General features: G+C 36.0%; 17 protein-coding genes. 3 read left to right on the top strand and 14 right to left on the bottom strand.

What is annotated here, in order from left to right; genetic code table 11:
- Window positions 1–12 precede the first annotated feature (12 nt).
- Window positions 13–1,104 (bottom strand): AI-2E family transporter, encoded by a 1,092-nt coding sequence (locus tag MKY60_RS00925; protein WP_241600392.1) that lies wholly within the window; start codon window positions 1,102–1,104, stop codon window positions 13–15.
- 134 nt (window positions 1,105–1,238) lie between these two features.
- Between MKY60_RS00925 and MKY60_RS00920 the strand changes: the two genes are divergently transcribed.
- Window positions 1,239–1,493 carry an NUDIX domain-containing protein gene (locus MKY60_RS00920; protein WP_340928244.1) on the top strand — a complete coding sequence of 85 codons (255 nt, stop codon included), beginning with the start codon at window positions 1,239–1,241 and terminating at the stop codon, window positions 1,491–1,493.
- Between the two features lie 475 nt (window positions 1,494–1,968).
- On the opposite strand, the gene MKY60_RS00915 is transcribed toward MKY60_RS00920, so the two are convergent.
- Both MKY60_RS00915 and MKY60_RS00910 read right to left on the bottom strand, forming a co-directional pair.
- Entirely contained in the window at window positions 1,969–3,408 is a 1,440-nt protein-coding gene (locus MKY60_RS00915) for a DEAD/DEAH box helicase (protein ID WP_241600412.1), read from the bottom strand.
- A 13-nt stretch (window positions 3,409–3,421) separates the two neighbouring features.
- Window positions 3,422–3,721, bottom strand: coding sequence for a cupin domain-containing protein (locus MKY60_RS00910; protein ID WP_241600391.1), 300 nt, complete (start codon window positions 3,719–3,721; stop codon window positions 3,422–3,424).
- A gap of 203 nt (window positions 3,722–3,924) precedes the next feature.
- On the opposite strand from MKY60_RS00910, the gene MKY60_RS00905 reads away from it, so the two are divergent.
- Entirely contained in the window at window positions 3,925–4,146 is a 222-nt protein-coding gene (locus tag MKY60_RS00905; protein WP_090570704.1) for a DUF2187 family protein, read from the top strand.
- Here MKY60_RS00905 and recQ read toward each other — a convergent pair.
- A complete protein-coding gene (gene recQ, locus MKY60_RS00900) occupies window positions 4,131–5,897 on the bottom strand; it encodes a DNA helicase RecQ (RefSeq protein ID WP_093495376.1) in 1,767 nt (588 codons plus the stop codon). The genes MKY60_RS00905 and recQ overlap by 16 nt on opposite strands.
- A 28-nt stretch (window positions 5,898–5,925) precedes the next feature.
- A complete protein-coding gene (locus tag MKY60_RS00895) occupies window positions 5,926–6,171 on the bottom strand; it encodes a hypothetical protein (protein ID WP_093495377.1) in 246 nt (81 codons plus the stop codon).
- A 113-nt stretch (window positions 6,172–6,284) separates the two neighbouring features.
- On the opposite strand from MKY60_RS00895, the gene MKY60_RS00890 reads away from it, so the two are divergent.
- Window positions 6,285–7,475 carry a class I SAM-dependent rRNA methyltransferase gene (locus MKY60_RS00890; RefSeq protein ID WP_241600390.1) on the top strand — a complete coding sequence of 397 codons (1,191 nt, stop codon included), beginning with the start codon at window positions 6,285–6,287 and terminating at the stop codon, window positions 7,473–7,475.
- Window positions 7,476–7,527: 52 nt separating this feature from the next.
- Here the strand turns inward: MKY60_RS00890 and MKY60_RS00885 are convergent, their stop codons facing one another.
- From MKY60_RS00885 to MKY60_RS00845, 9 genes are all read right to left on the bottom strand, one after another.
- Window positions 7,528–7,953: a GatB/YqeY domain-containing protein gene (locus MKY60_RS00885; protein WP_241600389.1), complete on the bottom strand. Its 426-nt coding sequence runs from the start codon at window positions 7,951–7,953 to the stop codon at window positions 7,528–7,530.
- A 220-nt stretch (window positions 7,954–8,173) separates the two neighbouring features.
- Entirely contained in the window at window positions 8,174–8,680 is a 507-nt protein-coding gene (locus MKY60_RS00880) for a ferritin (RefSeq protein WP_090570689.1), read from the bottom strand.
- Between the two features lie 151 nt (window positions 8,681–8,831).
- The gene (locus MKY60_RS00875) at window positions 8,832–9,653 is read right to left on the bottom strand and encodes a squalene/phytoene synthase family protein (RefSeq protein WP_090570687.1); all 822 of its coding nucleotides are present in this window, start codon (window positions 9,651–9,653) and stop codon (window positions 8,832–8,834) included.
- 278 nt (window positions 9,654–9,931) lie between these two features.
- Entirely contained in the window at window positions 9,932–11,116 is a 1,185-nt protein-coding gene (locus MKY60_RS00870) for an MFS transporter (RefSeq protein ID WP_241600388.1), read from the bottom strand.
- A 172-nt stretch (window positions 11,117–11,288) separates the two neighbouring features.
- On the bottom strand, window positions 11,289–12,128 hold the full coding sequence (locus MKY60_RS00865; RefSeq protein WP_093495381.1) for a MerR family transcriptional regulator: 840 nt from the start codon (window positions 12,126–12,128) through the stop codon (window positions 11,289–11,291).
- A 617-nt stretch (window positions 12,129–12,745) separates the two neighbouring features.
- Window positions 12,746–14,404 (bottom strand): hypothetical protein, encoded by a 1,659-nt coding sequence (locus MKY60_RS00860; protein WP_340928240.1) that lies wholly within the window; start codon window positions 14,402–14,404, stop codon window positions 12,746–12,748.
- A gap of 114 nt (window positions 14,405–14,518) precedes the next feature.
- Entirely contained in the window at window positions 14,519–15,748 is a 1,230-nt protein-coding gene (locus tag MKY60_RS00855; RefSeq protein ID WP_093495383.1) for an MFS transporter, read from the bottom strand.
- A 287-nt stretch (window positions 15,749–16,035) separates the two neighbouring features.
- Complete coding sequence (locus MKY60_RS00850) at window positions 16,036–16,725, bottom strand: hypothetical protein (protein WP_093495384.1); 690 nt, start codon at window positions 16,723–16,725, stop codon at window positions 16,036–16,038.
- A gap of 14 nt (window positions 16,726–16,739) precedes the next feature.
- On the bottom strand, window positions 16,740–17,852 hold the full coding sequence (locus MKY60_RS00845) for a mandelate racemase/muconate lactonizing enzyme family protein (RefSeq protein WP_340928238.1): 1,113 nt from the start codon (window positions 17,850–17,852) through the stop codon (window positions 16,740–16,742).
- Window positions 17,853–17,929: the final 77 nt, after the last annotated feature.

The raw sequence follows: 17,929 nt of genomic DNA, 5'->3' as shown, positions 1-17,929 counted from the left end.
AATTTTTTCCTCCTATACCGACTTGGTAGCTGCATCCTTTATGCCTTTCCGGTGCGCATAAATATTTTTTAAAATAACTTTTATCACTGCGTAGGTAGGAATAGCTAGTATAATTCCCCATAATCCAGCGATATTCCCTGCTGCCAAAATAACTGTAATAACCGTTAATGGATGAATATCTAGTGATTTCCCCATAACGTTTGGCGTGATAAAATTACTCTCGATTTGCTGTGCTACTAACATAATAATTGCTACATAAATAGCTAGCTTCGGCTCTTGGATAAGCGCAATAATTATAGCTGGAACAACCGAAATATACGGTCCTAAAAACGGGATAACATTCATCATCATCCCAAAGATTGCTAGTAATAGTGCATATTGCAGATCTATTATAAAATATCCAATCAACAACATCAGTCCAACTAAAAAACTAACAAATAATTGTCCTTGAATATACGAACGTAATGTATCATCAATGTCTGCTAAAGTCTTACGTATCCAAGTCTTTTTCTCGCCTTTAACAAAACCAGATACAAAGGGTGCAAACTTTTCATGATCTTTTAACATATACACAAGGAAAAACGGCACAAGTACAAGCAGGAAAATCCCTTGGAATACATTTTGAATAAATTTAATAAGAAAGGACCCTGCTGAAACAGCTATATCGTTAATCTTTCCTGTCGCATCATTTACTGTAACCTGGAATGTATCCTGAAATTTATCCGGTAAAGAATCTTCTAGAGAAAGCACATTTTTTGTAAACTGTTCTACCTCTTTTACAATCTCCGGCGTGTTTTTAACTAATGTATTCACCTGTTTTGTAAGAGGAGGACCAATTAGGGCATAAAACAGCCACCCAATTAAACCAATTATAACAAACACCGATAGAATGCTTGCCCATCTTGGAAATTTGATAGATTCTAGCAAAGTTAGGAGCGGACGTGATAGATAAAAAAGTACACCACCTATAAGTAAAGGTAAAAATATCGTTTGTCCAATTATCAAAAGTGGTGAAAAAATACCTTTGACTTCCATGAACATACGAATAATAACTAATGTCAGTAGTATAGCTACTCCTGTTTGAAACCATAGTTTCTTTGTCATGTGATGCTCACATCCTCTATTATTAATAACTACTACATGGTACGGTTTTAGCGACTTAAAGTTTCATTTATTACATATCGTACCATTATTAAGGTACACTTTTAAATAAATTGTTATCGGAAGGATGATTTAATATGGAGTACTATAAGCAAATCAGAAAATACGTTGGCCATCAGCCCCTTATATTACCAGGCTCGAATATACTTATATTGAATGCGGAAGGGCAAGTACTACTGCAAGAACGTGAACCAGGCATTTATGGTCTACCTGGCGGATTAATGGAACTAGGCGAAAGTTTCGAGGATACAGCTATACGTGAAGTACTTGAGGAAACTGGACTCCATATAGGAGCACTTCAGCTTTGCAATGTATATTCTGGTCCAGACTAATATATTGAAAATCCAAACGGAGATAAGTTCTACTCAGTTTCTGCAGTTTACAAAACATCTGAATACAGCGGGGATATTTTAGCAGATGAAATTGAATCTCTTAGCCTTCAATTCTTCCCTCCTACTCAATTGCCTGATGGTATTATGGTTAGTTATCGCACGTTTATTGAGGATGCTTTGCTTTAATCTTTACTGTTCCTTAAATTTATCCTTTTAGAAAGCGGAAGTCCCTTTTTGAATTTTACTTGCTCTCATTTATCGTTTATTTGTGTTCAACAGAAGATTACTTGCGATAGTAAAGAAGTTACTTGCTCTATGTCTCTATTTACTTGCGGTCGATTACATTTTACTTGCTAAATGGAGAATTTTACCGTTTTTTCAGTTTACACCTCAGATTGTAACCTCGAATATTTATTAGGTATCAGATCAAACAAGTAAACGGAGAGAGGCTATCCTATGTAGGATAGCCTCTTTTCTATTTATTGGCGATATGAACTTTCAGCAGTTTACCTTTGACTGTTGTATTTCTCATCTTTTTCAATACAAGTGGACCTTTGCCATTTAATATCTCAACATAGGATACGGTGTCTTGAATAGTGATAATTCCTATATCGTCTGCGGAGACTCCTTCGATTTTAGCAATAGTTCCAACAAAATCTACCGCACGGATTTTCTTTTTCTTTCCACCATTGAAATACAGTTTTGTAATATTCATATTTAGTTGCTCACCCTTAGATTTTTTGACCTCGGGTTGCTCCTGCATTTTCTCATCAAATGAAGCACGGCTTTTTACAACATCTTCTTTAATAGGCTCTGATTCTGCAGGAATTTCAAAACCAATAAATGTCTCAATTTCTCTTACAAACTTATCCTCAAATGGAGTTGCCAGCATAATCGATTTACCACTTCGCCCAGCTCGCCCTGTTCTACCTGTACGATGTACATAGCTTTCTTGCTCCAATGGTACATCATAATGAATTACATGTGTAATATCATCAATATCAATCCCACGAGCTGCAACATCAGTCGCAATTAAGTAACGGAACTCTCCTTTACGGAAATCATCCATCACCTCGAAGCGATCTTCCTGCATCATGCCACCATGTATTTTGTCCGCAGTATAACCTTTCTCATCTAATACATCCACAAGCTGCTCTACGCGCTCCTTGGTACGACAGAAGATAATACAACTGTCCGGGTTCTCGACAATTGTTAGCTTTTCAAGTAACGAAAGCTTTAGCTCCTCTACTACAACGTACTTCACATGCTCTATATTTGGAGCATTTTCTTCAGATGCATCAATTTCAATGGATACTGCTTGTTTCATATACTTACTGCTTAATTTTTTTATTTGTTCGGAAAGAGTTGCCGAAAATAACATGGTCGTACGCGTTTTCGGAAGTAATTTAATAATGGACTCCACTTGTTCTAAAAAGCCCATATTTAGCATCTCATCTGCTTCATCAATAACAAGATACTCTATTTTAGATACATCTAATGTCCCTTTTTCTATATGGTCTAATACTCTACCGGGTGTACCTACAATGATATGCGTCTTTTGCTTTAGGGCTAACTTTTGTCTAGCGAAAGGTGATTTACCGTATAAGGCAAGTCCTTTTATACGTTTGTAACGTCCGATATTTGTGATATCCTCTTGAACTTGAACTGCCAATTCTCGTGTAGGCGTTAATACTAGCGCCTGTGGTTTGTTTTCTTCCCAATCTACAAGCTCACATAATGGTGTAGCAAAAGAAGCTGTTTTCCCGCTGCCTGTTTTAGATTTTACTAAAACATCCTGTTTTTCTAAAACAACAGGTATTACTTTTTGTTGCACTTCTGTCGGCTCTGTATAACCTAATTGTTCTATGGCACGCAAAATCTTCTCTTCTAACTTAAACTCTTTAAAATGCACTATGCATAATCTCCTCTTACAAACTAATTTTAGTCACAACTATATCCGAATCTTCTAATGCTTTTAAGGCATGTTTTTCTAATGGTTTCATTTGCAAAATGTTCCCGGTTGTAACAGTATGCTCCGCACCATCCACTGTAAACTGTACTTTTCCTTTTTTTACAACAATCAAAACATTTGCGTTGGCATGATGTTCTTCCATTTTTTTCCCAGCTCGTAATTGAATATTCATCAAGTCAAAATCTTCTGTTTTAAGAACGCTTGTTATTTCCTTCTCTGTATCGTCCAATACATAAGGTGTTTCGACTAAATTCATCTTACATTACTCCCCTTCATACTAGGTCACAAAATTCTCTTTATACCTTATCATATACGTAGTTTCTCCATTATATCGAAAATATTCGACAAGATGCCCTTGTATTCGAGTATTTAAAATCTATTTTTCAGAATTTCAACCTAATCTATGGTATAATTAAACTATCGCTAATCGCGTAATAAAACTAGAAAAGAGGCAGACACATGAGTTTCCAACGACAACCTAAGGAAGTTTCACCCTTTGTGGCAGCTAGGAAAATTGATGAGAAGATCTCTTTCACTCGTAATGATCACGAGGTACAAGGTACTATTTTTAAAATTTTAGAGCAATCGGTAATTGTTGAAATTTCTACCGAAGATGCTAAAAAGATTAATGTTCCTTCGAATCTTACAGTAGTGTCTCATAAAAACTACACGGTAATATAATTGTGAATTTCCTCGAGAAAAGCTTGTCCATATTTTTCTCGTTTATTTTCGCCTATTCCGTGAATTTCTAACAATTGTTCTTCGGTTTGCGGACGCTCTGCACACATATGCTGTAGAGTCTTATCTGAAAAAATAACAAATGGTGGTACACCTGCTTCGTCCGCAATTTTTTTCCGAAGTATCCTTAGTTTTTCAAACAATGGATCATTATTAGCAATTTGCTTTGTTACAGCTACGCCTTTGCGCTCCACTAATCTATTCCCCAGTAGTACTTCTTTTCCTGCATCTGATACATAAATGGTTGGTAAGCTTCCATGATCCACCGAAAGTAATCCTTCCGCAATCATAAACTCCATTAACCCTGACACTTCTTTTAATGATTTACCCTTTAATATGCCATATGTTGATAATTTCGTAAAACCAAAATCGACTACTTTTTTGTTTTGAGAACCAGTCAATACTTGAGCAGTAATTGTCTTGCCAAATCTTTGTCCCATTCGAACAACACATGAAAGAACCATTTGTACTTCCTTTGTTACGTTTTGGACTTCTCTTGAATCTGTACAGTTTCCACAACGACCACATTTTGTAGCGTTTTGCTCTCCAAAATAAGTAACAACAAACTGCTGCAGGCAATTTTCGGTATGGCAATAATCTACCATGCCCTGTAGTTTTTCTAGTTCCTGAGGAATCCGTTCACGATCCAATGCTTGGTCTATTAAAAATCGCTGCGTTTGAACGTCTTGTGATGCATACAAAACGATACATTCACTTGGCAGTCCATCTCGACCTGCTCTTCCAGCTTCCTGATAGTAGCTTTCCATATTTTTCGGCAATTGATAGTGAATCACATAACGGACATTGGATTTATCAATCCCCATCCCAAATGCATTGGTTGCAACCATTACTTGTGCTTCATCTGTTAGAAAACGTTCTTGTTCTTTGTTTCGAAATGCTTCTGGAAGACCTGCATGATATTTAGCAGTCTGGATACCCGCTCTATTTAGCAAATCATATAAAAGGTCTACAGCTTTTCTTGTTGCTGCGTAAATAATTCCAACTTCGTTCGTATTTTTTTTAATAAATTCTTTTAAAAACTTATTTTTATCCTGTCCTAATACGACTGAAAATGCCAGGTTCGATCTTGCGAACCCAGTAATAACTGTATTATCTTCTTGGATTTGCAGTAATCGACATATATCATCACGCACAGCTGGAGTTGCGGTTGCAGTTAGGGCAAGTACCGTTGGTTGCTCTTTAAATACATCCTTTAATCGATGAATAGCACGATAGCTTGGCCGGAAATCATGGCCCCATTGTGAAATACAATGTGCCTCGTCCACTGCTATTAATGGAACCTTAACTTTTTTTAATTGATTTAAAAAAGTAGGAGATTCTAAACGCTCTGGGGCTATATAAAGTAAACGATATTGACCATTTTGTACTTCTTCCATCGTTTCTCTTACTTCTTCTGCAGTTAGCGTACTGTTTATGAAGGTTGCAGGAATACCAGCTTGAATTAGAGTATCTACCTGGTCTTTCATAAGGGAAATCAATGGAGAGATAACAATCGTAGTGCCTTCTAACATCAACGCCGGGATTTGGTAACAAAGAGACTTCCCTCCCCCAGTTGGCATAACACATAAACTAGAGTTCTCATCTAATACATAGTTTATAACAGTTTCTTGACCCTCTCGAAAAGAATCATATCCAAAATAAGTCTGTAATAATTGACGTGCTTTATCTAACACTTAGGTCACTCCTTTAATTAGAAACCCTCTACTTTCTTCTACTGTTTTTCTTCAGTGTCTTATTTACTGTGTTATTAGTTGGTTTAGGGTCGACTTTATCCACATCTGCTCCTAGTAGAAAATAACCGATCACAGAAGATACGATAGCCGCTCCTACAGTAATAAGTAATTTATTTATAAATGTTACTTCTGAATATTCCTCTTGGTTTAGAATAATGGTTGCCAATACTGCCACAACTACCATAATCGGCAGGATTATTTTTGACTTTTTCATAGCAAACTTCCTTCCTCTGCACATGTATAGTATATTGTACCATAAGACTATCAAGGGTTTTTACCCATACGTATGAGATACTATATAAAAAAACATATAAGGATGAATACATGATGCGAAATGAATTAGATATCAAAGTAACTGAAACACTTGCACAAGATTTACAAAAAGGCGTTCCAATTTTAATGAAAGATGGCTTCCACGAAAAAGATTCTCTTGAGGAAGGAAGTATTTTAAAGCTGCAAAACCCATCTGGTAAATTTATCGGAAAAGGGTATGTCGGTAAACAAAATAAAGGCATCGGTTGGCTGTTAACGAAAAATGAAAACGAAAAAATTGATAAATCATTTTTCCAAAAGAAACTCGAGATGGCAATTCAACTTCGTAACGATTTCTACACTAGTACTGATACAACAGCCTTTCGCGTATTTAACGGTGAAGGAGACGGTATCGGTGGTTTAATCATTGACTATTTTGATGGATTCTATTTAATCAGCTGGTATAGTGAAGGAATTTATTCCTTTAAAGATATAATTTTAGAGGCATTAGAAGCTTCAGTTTCTTATAGAGGGGTTTATGAAAAGAAACGATTTGATACAAAAGGACAGTATGTAGAAGACGATGATTTTGTTAAAGGCGAACGCGGAGAATTCCCACTCATCGTTAAAGAAAATGGGCAAAAATTTGCAATTTACTTAAATGACGGGGCGATGGTCGGGGTGTTTTTAGACCAACGTGATGTTCGTAAAACAATTCGAGATAACTATTCAAAAGGAAAAACAGTGCTGAATACATTTTCATATACTGGTGCTTTTTCTGTATTTGCTGCAGCTGGTGGTGCTACGAAAACAACCAGTGTGGATTTAGCCAAACGAAGCTTAAGTAAAACAGCCGAGCAATTTGAAGTTAATGGAATCGATATCGAAGAGCAAGACATAATCGTGATGGATGTATTTGACTACTTTAAATATGCGAAACGTAAGGAACTATCCTTCGATATGGTCATTCTCGACCCACCTAGCTTTGCCCGTTCTAAAAAATATACTTTTAGTTCTGCCAAAGACTACACAAAATTACTTTTGGATGCCATTAATATTACAGAAAAAAACGGTGTTATTGTAGCATCTACTAATAATGCAACCTTTGGGATGAAAAAGTTCAAAACGTTTGTGGAAAAAGCTTTCAAGGAAAGCAATCGAAACTACACAATCGAGGAAGAGTTTTCACTTCCAAACGATTTTAAAACTTCTCCTCTCTTTAAAGAAGGTAATTATTTGAAGGTTTTATTTATACGTGCAAAATAAATGAGTAATAATATAAAAAAACAAAGGAGGACGCACTTGCGCCCTTCTTTGTTTATATCATACTTTTCACTACTTTAGACATCGTTGATCCATCTGCTTTACCAACAAGTAATGGTTTAGCAATTTTCATTGCCTCTCCCATGTTCATACCTTTTGTAACTCCAGCTTCTGTTAAGACTGACACAATTTCATCTTCATTTAATTGTGTTGGTAAGAAGCTAGCAAGTAGTTTTAGTTTTGCATTTTCTTTTTCTATTAAATCCTCACGATTGGCTTCTTTTGCACCTTCTAAAGCTTGATTTGTTTGTTTTACTTCCCTATTTACGATTGCAATTTCTTCTTCTGGTGTAAGGGCAGACCCTTTTTCTTTTTCCGCACTATCGAGTGCAGATTTTAGTATGGTTAATACTCCTTTAGCTAGCACGTCTTTCTCTTTCATGGCGCGTTTTATTTGGTCAAAAACTATCGTTTTCAACATAATTTATACTTCCTCTCTTTTACATTTACTTATTTATTAATGGTATAGATAATAAAACGTTTAGTCTAGAATCTTTTCTCGGTCTTGCTTCTCGGATACCCTAGTCCACCAAAAATAAGAAAAGCTCAAGTGGATGAAGAAAACTTCAGAACACAAGAGCTTTTTAGAAAAGTTATTAACTTATCTCGCATTAACGAGCAGATTGGATCAAAATTATGTATTATGCTTCATCCGGAGTGAAAGTTCTGGATGCTAACTCAGAATCTAGCATAAACATAGCATTGGAATCACTTTCAATACGTTTAATTTTGTTAATCAGCGTGTCAAATGATGCCTCTTCCTCTACTTGCTCATCAATGAACCATTTTAAGAATGCCATCGTTGCATGTTCACGTTCATCTAATGCAATATCAGAGAGATGATAAATACGACGTGTCACTTCTTTTTCATGTTTTAAGGAAGTTTCAAAAACATCTAAAGTCGAAGTAAATTCATTGCGCGGCTCGGCAAATCCATCAATTGTAGCTCGGTAGCCTAAATCACTTAAAAAGTTATAAAACTTCATAGCATGGAAACGTTCTTCTTCTGCCTGAACTAAAAAGAAATTAGCAAATCCATCGTATGCTTCAGCGGTACAATAAGCGGCAGCAGCAAGGTACGTATGTGCAGAATAAAATTCAAAGTTCATTTGATCGTTTAATGCTTCATGTAAATTTTTAGACAACATTGTAAAACTCCTCTCATATTAGCAAGATTGAATTGCACTTTAAGTATACAACTTTATCCATTTTAAAAACAAATAATAAGTGATAATGATTATCATTTAAACAAAGCATTAAGAGAAGTTTCTTCTTTCACTTGGAGTTTTAAGTATACTTTTAAACTTCTGCTTGTACTTCCTCGACAGTTTGCTCTACTTCTGATCGGGTCATTTTTTCCTTCCCGTTCTTTAGTGCTTTCAATGTTTTGTGAGCAAGTGCAAGAGGTAATTTACAGAATAACAATATACTCTTCCGATTAATACTTTTGATGTATTCATCGGCTTGCGCTAAATTGCCTGCTGCGTACTCGAACATATCCGACCGTGTCCATCCTTCTGGGAAGAATTGTACACCTCGCTGACTATCTTCGTCTTTATTTCGCAATATATTTACTGCTTGAAGTCCACGGCCGTATGCAATTGCCAATTCACGGTCCGTTTCAATATCTGCATTCCATTTCCACAAATCCGAAAGCATCACTCCAACAAGACCAGCTACGTAATAGGTATACTCATCGAGATCTTCTTTTGTCTTCACTTGCCAATTTTTACCTACCCATTTAGCCATTCCTTCTGCCATTTCACTAGTATAGGTTTTTACAGTTTCTAATAAGTCAGTAGGACAAATTTCCAGCCAATCTCCTAATCTAAGGGACACAGGAGGAAGTATGTCTTGATAGTCCTCTACCAGTTTCGCATACGCCTGCTTATCAAAATCTGCTAACAAGAGCTTACTTGTGGATAACAGTATTTCTTGTTTATCTTTTGGATCTAATGATTCATGATCTTCAATCTCGTCTATTGCTCGCATGCATAAATAAGCAGAGGCAACCGCTTTTTTTAGTTTGGGTTCTAAAAAGGTGATTGGGATATAAAAAGTTCTACTTGTTTTCTTTAGCATGTCCATCGCTTCTTTTTGTAACGTTGCTACATCATGCACGATTAGTCCCCCGTTTCAATCAATTACGCCTCGGCGTAATTGCGTCCAGAAATTGAATTGAGCTTTGGCCTGCTTGGTTGCAGGTTAGGTAGCCGTTGTCGCATGGAAGCGACCCACATGGGCTAACACCCTTCAAAATCTATGACATCCGCCGGAGGCTTAACTTAAATTCTGCTGATTCAAGTTAAATCTTATACACTCTATTGTATAGGATTTTCACAAAAAGATAAAATGACTACCGTTTATGCGTAAGACAAATAAAATGTACAGCTATGTTGTTATTTTGCTGTTTCCTTAAATACTGTTTTTTGCTCCTTCCAAAATAACGAAATTACAAAGCTAATTGCGAGTATAAACATTGCCAATACATATGGATAATCAATATGAACGTCAAATAAAATCCCTGCAATACTTGGCCCGATGATATTTCCTATACTCGTAAACGTAGAGTTTAGTCCTCCAACAAAGCCCTGCTCATTTCCAGCTATTTTAGATAAATACGTGGTCAGCGCAGGTCTCATTAAGTCGAACAACAAGAAAATCACAAAGGTCACGAGTAATATAGACCAGTAAGCTGAGACCTTAATCATCGCAAAAATGAATATCGTAGATACACCTATACAAATTTGTATCAATCTAATTTCCCCAATTTTTCCTACAAGACGATCAAAGGTAAGTACCTGGAATATTATTCCTAGAACGCCACTTACAGTAATGATTAACGCAATATCCTTTGGCGTGAATCCATATTTATGATCTACAAATAGTGAATAAACTGTTTCAAAAGCAGCTAATCCAAAGCTAGATACTAGAATGATAATCATTGGAATCAAATAAATTGGTTCCAATACTTTTCGAAAACGTGGTTTAGCTACTCCTTCTTTTTCTTCCCGCTCTCTTTCAGGCTCCTTCAAAATAACAAGCGAAAATACTCCTCCTATTAATCCTAGAGCCGCAGCAACAAAGAAAGGAAGTCTAGTTCCATATTCGGCTAAAAAGCCCCCAATTCCTGGTCCGATTATAAACCCAGCACTGATTGCTGCTGCAACATAGCCCATCGCTTTTGGTCGATCTCTTAAAGAGGTAACATCTGCAACAAAAGCCGTCACGGCTGGCATAATGAATGCCGCACTAATACCTCCTAATATTCTAGAAATATATAATACCTTCACATCTTGGCCAAGACCGAAGAGCATTTCCGACACCCCAAATATAAACATACCAATTACAATAATTTTTTTTCGACCAATTGAATCTACCCATTTACCTGCAATTGGAGAAATTAACAATTGTGCGAATGCGAATGCCGCTACTAAATAACCCATTGTAGAACCTTCTAAGCTCATTTCACGCATTAATGTAGGCATTACAGGAATAATTAGTCCCATTCCTAAAAATACAATAAATAAATTTATTAATACAAAATAAATCACCTTATTTAAACCACTTCTTTGTGCAACCATCTTCAAACTCCTTATAATTCTGATTCAGCATATTCAGTCAATTACATAATGTCCACTTTAAGTAAACGGATAATTAAATATGATTTCATATAATTATTCGAATTTTATTTTTAAATAAGTAATTATGAATTTGACTCTAATAATAAAAATAAACCCTATAGTTACTATAGGGTCAAGTAGTTTGAATTGGTATTTTAAGCTCCACTAAGAATTCATCCTCTTTGGAAGCTGTATAATTTATGGGCATCCATATATCATATACAATCGGGTTTACGACTATTTGGTGTTTTTCTATATAGCCGATTAACTTCTGGTAGCATACTTCATATTCATCGTTCTCTAAAACAAAAGAAATGCTAAGATACTCTCCAGCTGGTAATGTGCTAATTTCTACATCTTCGTATTTTTCTTTAAAATCCTTGTCTGTAACAATATATGCAAATAGATAATCATAGTTAATATCGTATAAGAATTCATACCTCTGCAAAGGAAATGCTCCACCATATAACGTATCAAATATACTACCTTCATCCTCTAACACCTTACTTATACGTCCAAATTCTCTATTTGGGATATCATCCACTTTCATATTATCGGTTTTTATCTTCACTATTTTTTGAGCTGGTTCTTTCTTAATTGATATGGTCATCATATTCGGATCCAATGCAAAAGCTTGTATTTGCTCTTTTTTCCTTTGCAGTACCTGCTTCGTCTTCTTAAGCCGTTGAAATTGTTCTTCAATTCTTTTCTCTTGGTTCTCAAGATATACAACTAGCTCTTCTGGCTTTAATGTTAAGGCAGATTGAACTTCCTCTAACGATAACCCAAGATACTTTAATGATTTTATAATATCCAAATAATACAATTGTGTATTACGGTAATATCTATATTGATTACTTGGATTTATCTCAATAGGTTTGAACAAGTTTATCCGGTCATAGTATCGTAAGGTTTGAACGGATATATTACTTAGCTTTGCAACTTCACCTATCGTCAAATAATGAATTTTCAAGTAATCTCCCCGTTTCTTCTCAAGAAATTTCTTGTGTCTATATTTTCATTATATAGCTCTCCCAATACAACCTCTAGTATCAACGGCGTATTCCAATAATATCTGAGTAAAGTGAATTGATTACTAAATAGATAGAAGGATACATAACTTTAGTAGATTGATCAAATGAAGAGTTCGGGATGTATATAGATAAAATAACCGAGAGAAAATAGACCCTGGGACAGAACCCAAAACAGCATTTTTCTCTGTGGGAAAAATGCTGTTTTTTTTGCTGTGCACAAAATTGATTTCCATTCCAGGGACGCTTTCCACGGGCGTTGCCTAAGCCTGTAGTCTAAGGCGTCACGCTATCCCCGTAGGAGTCGCCCCTCCATTCCAATCAATTTCATTAAATATCCATTATTTATTAAATATTTCTCCTTATTCAATAAAATTTCTATTTCTGTCCCAGCCCCTTAACGATACTATACAAAATAGTAGCCTTCTTAATTCAAATTGGATCACTCTTTAAAACCCGACCAATTTCATCTAAGCAATACCTAGTGTTCACCGGAAATTTTTATTTTTCTTCAAAAAATCTACCCCTAAATTACGGGATAGATTTTTTAAATTGTACTCTATTCAATTCCTTGAATTATTACCTCTTTTACCGGCAAGAAAAGTTCTCCTGTATTTAAGAAAGTCACTTGTACTTTATCTCCTTCTTGCATATAAACTGCAAGAGGTGCTACTTCTGAAGATACGATATAGCTTTGTTTGTTATCCAATAGGAACGACACTTGTGTAAAGTCACCTACACGTTCCTTAAAGACACGTACAACTGTACCGGCTATCGACTTCTCTTCAGCATCGGAGCTACCGTCTACGGAGCTTCCTCCACGTTGAATTGCTGTTTTATATAGTTTTAACGCTTCGTTTGGCGTATTGCCATAGACAGAGATCTCTGGATTTGCAGCTGATACTATAAAGTAATTTTGCAGGAATCCATTAGAGTCTAATACTGGTGTTAACCAGCTTGCTTCTCCGTAAAAATTGTACAATACCGGCATTTCGCCAGACCATTTTTTTTCGATAAATTTCTTTTCAATAATTTGCAGTGCTCCTTGAGAGTCCATATAAGAATCCTCTAGGTTTCCTGTGTAGAAAGTAGCTTCACCAGTTCGCCCGTCTGTTAAAGAGTAACCTAGCATCGAATCTACTCCCTCTTTCGGACTCGTAAAGTCTGTAAAGTAATACATTTGTCCGTCTTCACCAAATATTGGACTTACATTCGCTTCGGTTCCTTCATCTGACGGTAATCTCACATCTTTTTTACCAAATAGACTGTTGATGAATCCATGAACGTACTTACCAAAATAGCTATTTTGCAAGCTCACTGTTTCAGGAGATACTGCCCCATCTATAAACGTTGGTACGTCTGCTATTTCATAGGAATCTGTCTGACCTGTAGCTGGATCGACCGCCACGATTCCTTTTACTTCAAATCCATTACGTGCAGAGATGAAGCTACCGTAAGATCTGATGTAATATGGTTTTCCATCCTCGTCAATTTCTAATTGAGGGCCTCCATAGAAAATTTTAGTTGGATGCTTCATACGCATATGTCTTTCTAAGTTTTTATGGAAATAAGAAGATGGTGTATAACTCATTTCAGCCTCTACAAATTTTGGATTATCCGATGAGTCGGTTGCACTCATTGTAAAATAACCCGGTGTAACGTCTCCATTCCACCACTTGAAAAGTCCTGAAAATTCTACTGGAGCAATGTATATATACTCATCTTTTACTTTTTGAATTTGTAAGCTTCCTAATTCATAATAACTCGTATTTGGTACTTGCCCAAAAGCTTTTTTCATCTTATTGCGTGCAAACTTTGGCGGTACACTAGCAGGTGTCTTCGTTTCGTCAAATGCTTCAATTTCAACCTCTTGCTGCATTTCTGCCACTTTGTATTTTTCGTCTGCATTCCAAAAAGACGCTGTTAACATGAAGATAGTCAATACCAGACTTCCTAAAAACAGAATACCTTTTGCTTTTTGCTCTTTACCTTTTGCAAGCACCATCCCTGCTAATGTTGCAATAACTAGTAATGGCCATAACGCTGTCCAATTACGATCTAAGTTCGTTACATAATATATAATCGCAAGTACGATAAAAGTTAAAACCGATAGACCAATGATGGAAGTTACCATGTCTTTTCTTTTAGCTGTCAACGGGACTACTAACAATGCGGTAAGTATCGCTGCAACTGCCGAAATAATAAATACGCTGGTCATTTTCTCAAACCCTCTCTTTTTTCTGTCTAGTTATACTACGGATGAAAAGGAATATGGTTTCATAAATACAACACGAAAACGATAGCATTTTATACTTCAAGCAAAAATAACTAACTAAGCATTTGCTATGACCTTACAATCTTTTTCTTTTACTTTAAAACCTTTTTTCCATGATACAACTACGAAGAACAAAGAAAGTAATAAAATTGCACTTAATACTATGAAACAATAAATGATGAGCTCTGAAGATACCATTTCAGTAAAGAGAGCAAGTAAAAGGATCCTGATTAAAAGACCTAATGTACGAAACAAGCTATCGACCCTCCCTATTATATTATTAGGAATAGAGTCCATTAAGAAAGAGTTTCTAGCAACTCTAGTACTGCTGTTACCTATTGCCAAAAATAACATAAGTGATAGATATACAGGTAAATCTACGAACACGATTAATGATATAGCAATCGTATAAACGAATACTCCCAAGATAATCGTTTTCTCATTTCCTAATTTACTTGATAATGTTGGTACGAAGACCCCTGCAATTATTGCTCCTATTGCATAAATCATCCCTTGAATTCCATAAACACTCGCGTCTGCTTTAAGTACATCCACTAAATAGACAGGGAATAAATAATTCGTTAGCATCACACCAATGAAAGGCATGAAAGAAAATAATAAAAAAATAAACATGGAAGGACGCGTTATCATATATCTAAGTCCTTCGCTTACTTGCGATTTAACGACTTTCCCTGTCTTTTCAATGGATAATCTCACATACGGTAGCTTCAAGTAAAAATAGATGGCAGCGCCGTAAGACATCGTATCCAGTAATAAAATATAGTGTAAATCCCATTTTAACAATAAGATACTAGCTAAAGCACCCGCAATCATACTGGAAAGCTGTCCTTGCACCTCCATCGTTCCGTTTAGTGATTTATATTGGTCCTTCGTAAATATTTCTTGATTTAAAGCAAACATTGTCGGATAAAAAATGGTGTAGTATAAACTACCAATCATATAAATAATCATATAATGCCAAATTTCATATGATAGGCCAAGAAATCCTATGAGGGAAAACATAAACAATAGAGTAAAGCATATGATTTCACTTGTTACTAATAATTTTTTTCGAGATACTTTGTCCACCAAGTTCCCTACAAATGGTGTAAGGATAAAACTTAAAATGGTCATACCAATCGTTATATACCCAAATACCTTATTGCCATTATCACTGGATACAAGCATCCATGGTATCGCAATCATCGTTATTCCCGAACCAATAGAGGAAGCAATATTAGCGAAAATAATGAGGCGGAATCGGGAGTCTTTGTATAGATTTTTCATTTGTAGCACCCCTTAACTTTATCTTATTATTTCACTATAATTGAAAATTCAGCAATTTAGTTCAGTCATTGGTCTTGAGTCTTTCTCATACATTTGACGGAAGAAAAGAACAAAAGCGCAAGTCTCTAAGTAAGCACTGACAACGTTCTTCTGCGACGAACTTTGCGCAGGAGCAAGCGTCAGAGTTGGACGGATAATCACTTGTAAGTAGTTATCCACCTGTAATAGATTTATAATTCCTAAACACTAAAAAACACTCGGTGAATTTAATCACCGAGTGTTTTCGTTTAGATGTATGATCCTTTTCCTTCATAGGTTACATGCCAGTTATTATCTTTTTGTAAAATTGCTGTCCCAATCCAACCATCTGCAATTAGTTGCTGTTGTTTTTCAATCGCATCCATAGGAACTTCTATAAACGTTTCTTCGTTATTACGATCTACATGAATTTTTTTATAAAATACATATCGTAGCATGTCTCCGTATTTCTTCTTTAATGCACCTATTACCATTCCTTGGCTTAGTTTGTCCTTTAAGCTTGCAATGTTAAATGGTGCAACTGTTGCACATACATGTGTATACGGTGAAGCGTCTAGTAGTTCCATGACAATAACCCCGAGTTTCTTTTGCAATCCAAATCCACGGTAATTAGGATGAACATTTGTTATTTCTTGATAAACGACCTTCTCGAGTTGATCTTTTGAAAGACCAATATCATATCCTAAATGTTGATCATCAATTGGTGGTAATGCCAATGCACGGAAGGCGATTAGTTCATTGTCTACAAATGCTCCAATCATTAGGTTACGATCTATCGAATCCTCATATTCTCCTATTGTTAATGGAGATAAGAAATTATCATTTTCCATTGCTCCAAGGACCACATGCTGCAAACGTAAAATGCTATCCAGATGTTCTTGCGTCAATTGACGAACAATATATTCTTTCACACCAAGTTTACCTTTCCATTCTTTCACACAAACACTTCCTCTTATTTTGTTACTTTTGTAGAGAACTTAGTTAACTCTTGTAAAGTTTCTTCATCAATATCAATCCCTAGTCCAGGACGTTCATTTAATTGAATAAATGGTACGTCATAATGTAAATTTCCAACGTCTTTAGAGAATTTTAGAGGACCTGTTAACTCTACACTCGTAAACACTTTTTTAGAAAATGCTACTTGAAATCCTGCTGAAGAACCAATAGAGGATTCCACCATGGAACCGATTTGACACTCGATGCCTGCCATCTCTGCCATATGAGCCAGCTTCATCGCTGGATATATCCCACCACACTTCATCAGTTTAATATTTACTTTATGTGCTGCTTGTTTCTCGATCAACTCTCGCATATCACGTAAGTTTCGCAAGCCTTCGTCCATCATAAGAGGGGTACTTGTCTTAGCTTTTACTTCTACCATACCATTAAAGTCATCTGCGATTACCGGTTGCTCTAGCCAGTCTAATCCCTCTTTTTCCAACTGCCGCATAGCCACAATAGTAGTAGCGCTATTTTTCCAACCTTGATTTACATCTACACGAATAGCAATTTCTTCGCCGACTTTTGCGCGCACTGCTTGAATACGTTTAACATCAACTTGCACGTCTGTCCCGACCTTCATTTTAAAGGAGGAATACCCTTCTTTCATCCTTCTTTCTGCTTCTTCTGCCATGTCAGCTGGCTTTCCTATACTTAATACATGAGTGACAGGGAACTTTTCGTGATAGCGCCCACCTAATAATTGGTACACAGGAACACCAAGTTTTTTCCCTGCCAAATCATAACAAGCAATATCTATCGCTGCTTTTGCTGCAGGTGCCTGGTAAACCGCTTTATTCATTTTCTCATGTAAACGCTCAAACTCCATAGGATTTTCTCCAATAACAGCTGGAGCTAGCGTTTCTTTCAATAATGCATATGTACTTTCCCAAGTCTCACCTGTCACATGCTCATCTGCAACAGCTTCCCCATAACCTACTAAACCCTCATCCGTTGTTATTTTTACAATAATAGATGGCATATCATCATAAGTGTGATAACTTATGATAAAAGGATCTACTAATGGTAAACGGATTGCATAAATATCAATTTCTTTAATTTTCATTTGAATTTCCTACTTTCTTTACATTTTGGATTAAGTTCGTTATAGTTGTCGTTAAATAGTCGTTAAAAAGATAAAAA

It is taken from the genome of Psychrobacillus sp. FSL K6-1415, from assembly GCF_038003185.1.
Classification (GTDB): domain Bacteria; phylum Bacillota; class Bacilli; order Bacillales_A; family Planococcaceae; genus Psychrobacillus; species Psychrobacillus psychrodurans.
This window is presented reverse-complemented; position numbering and strand designations above follow the sequence as displayed.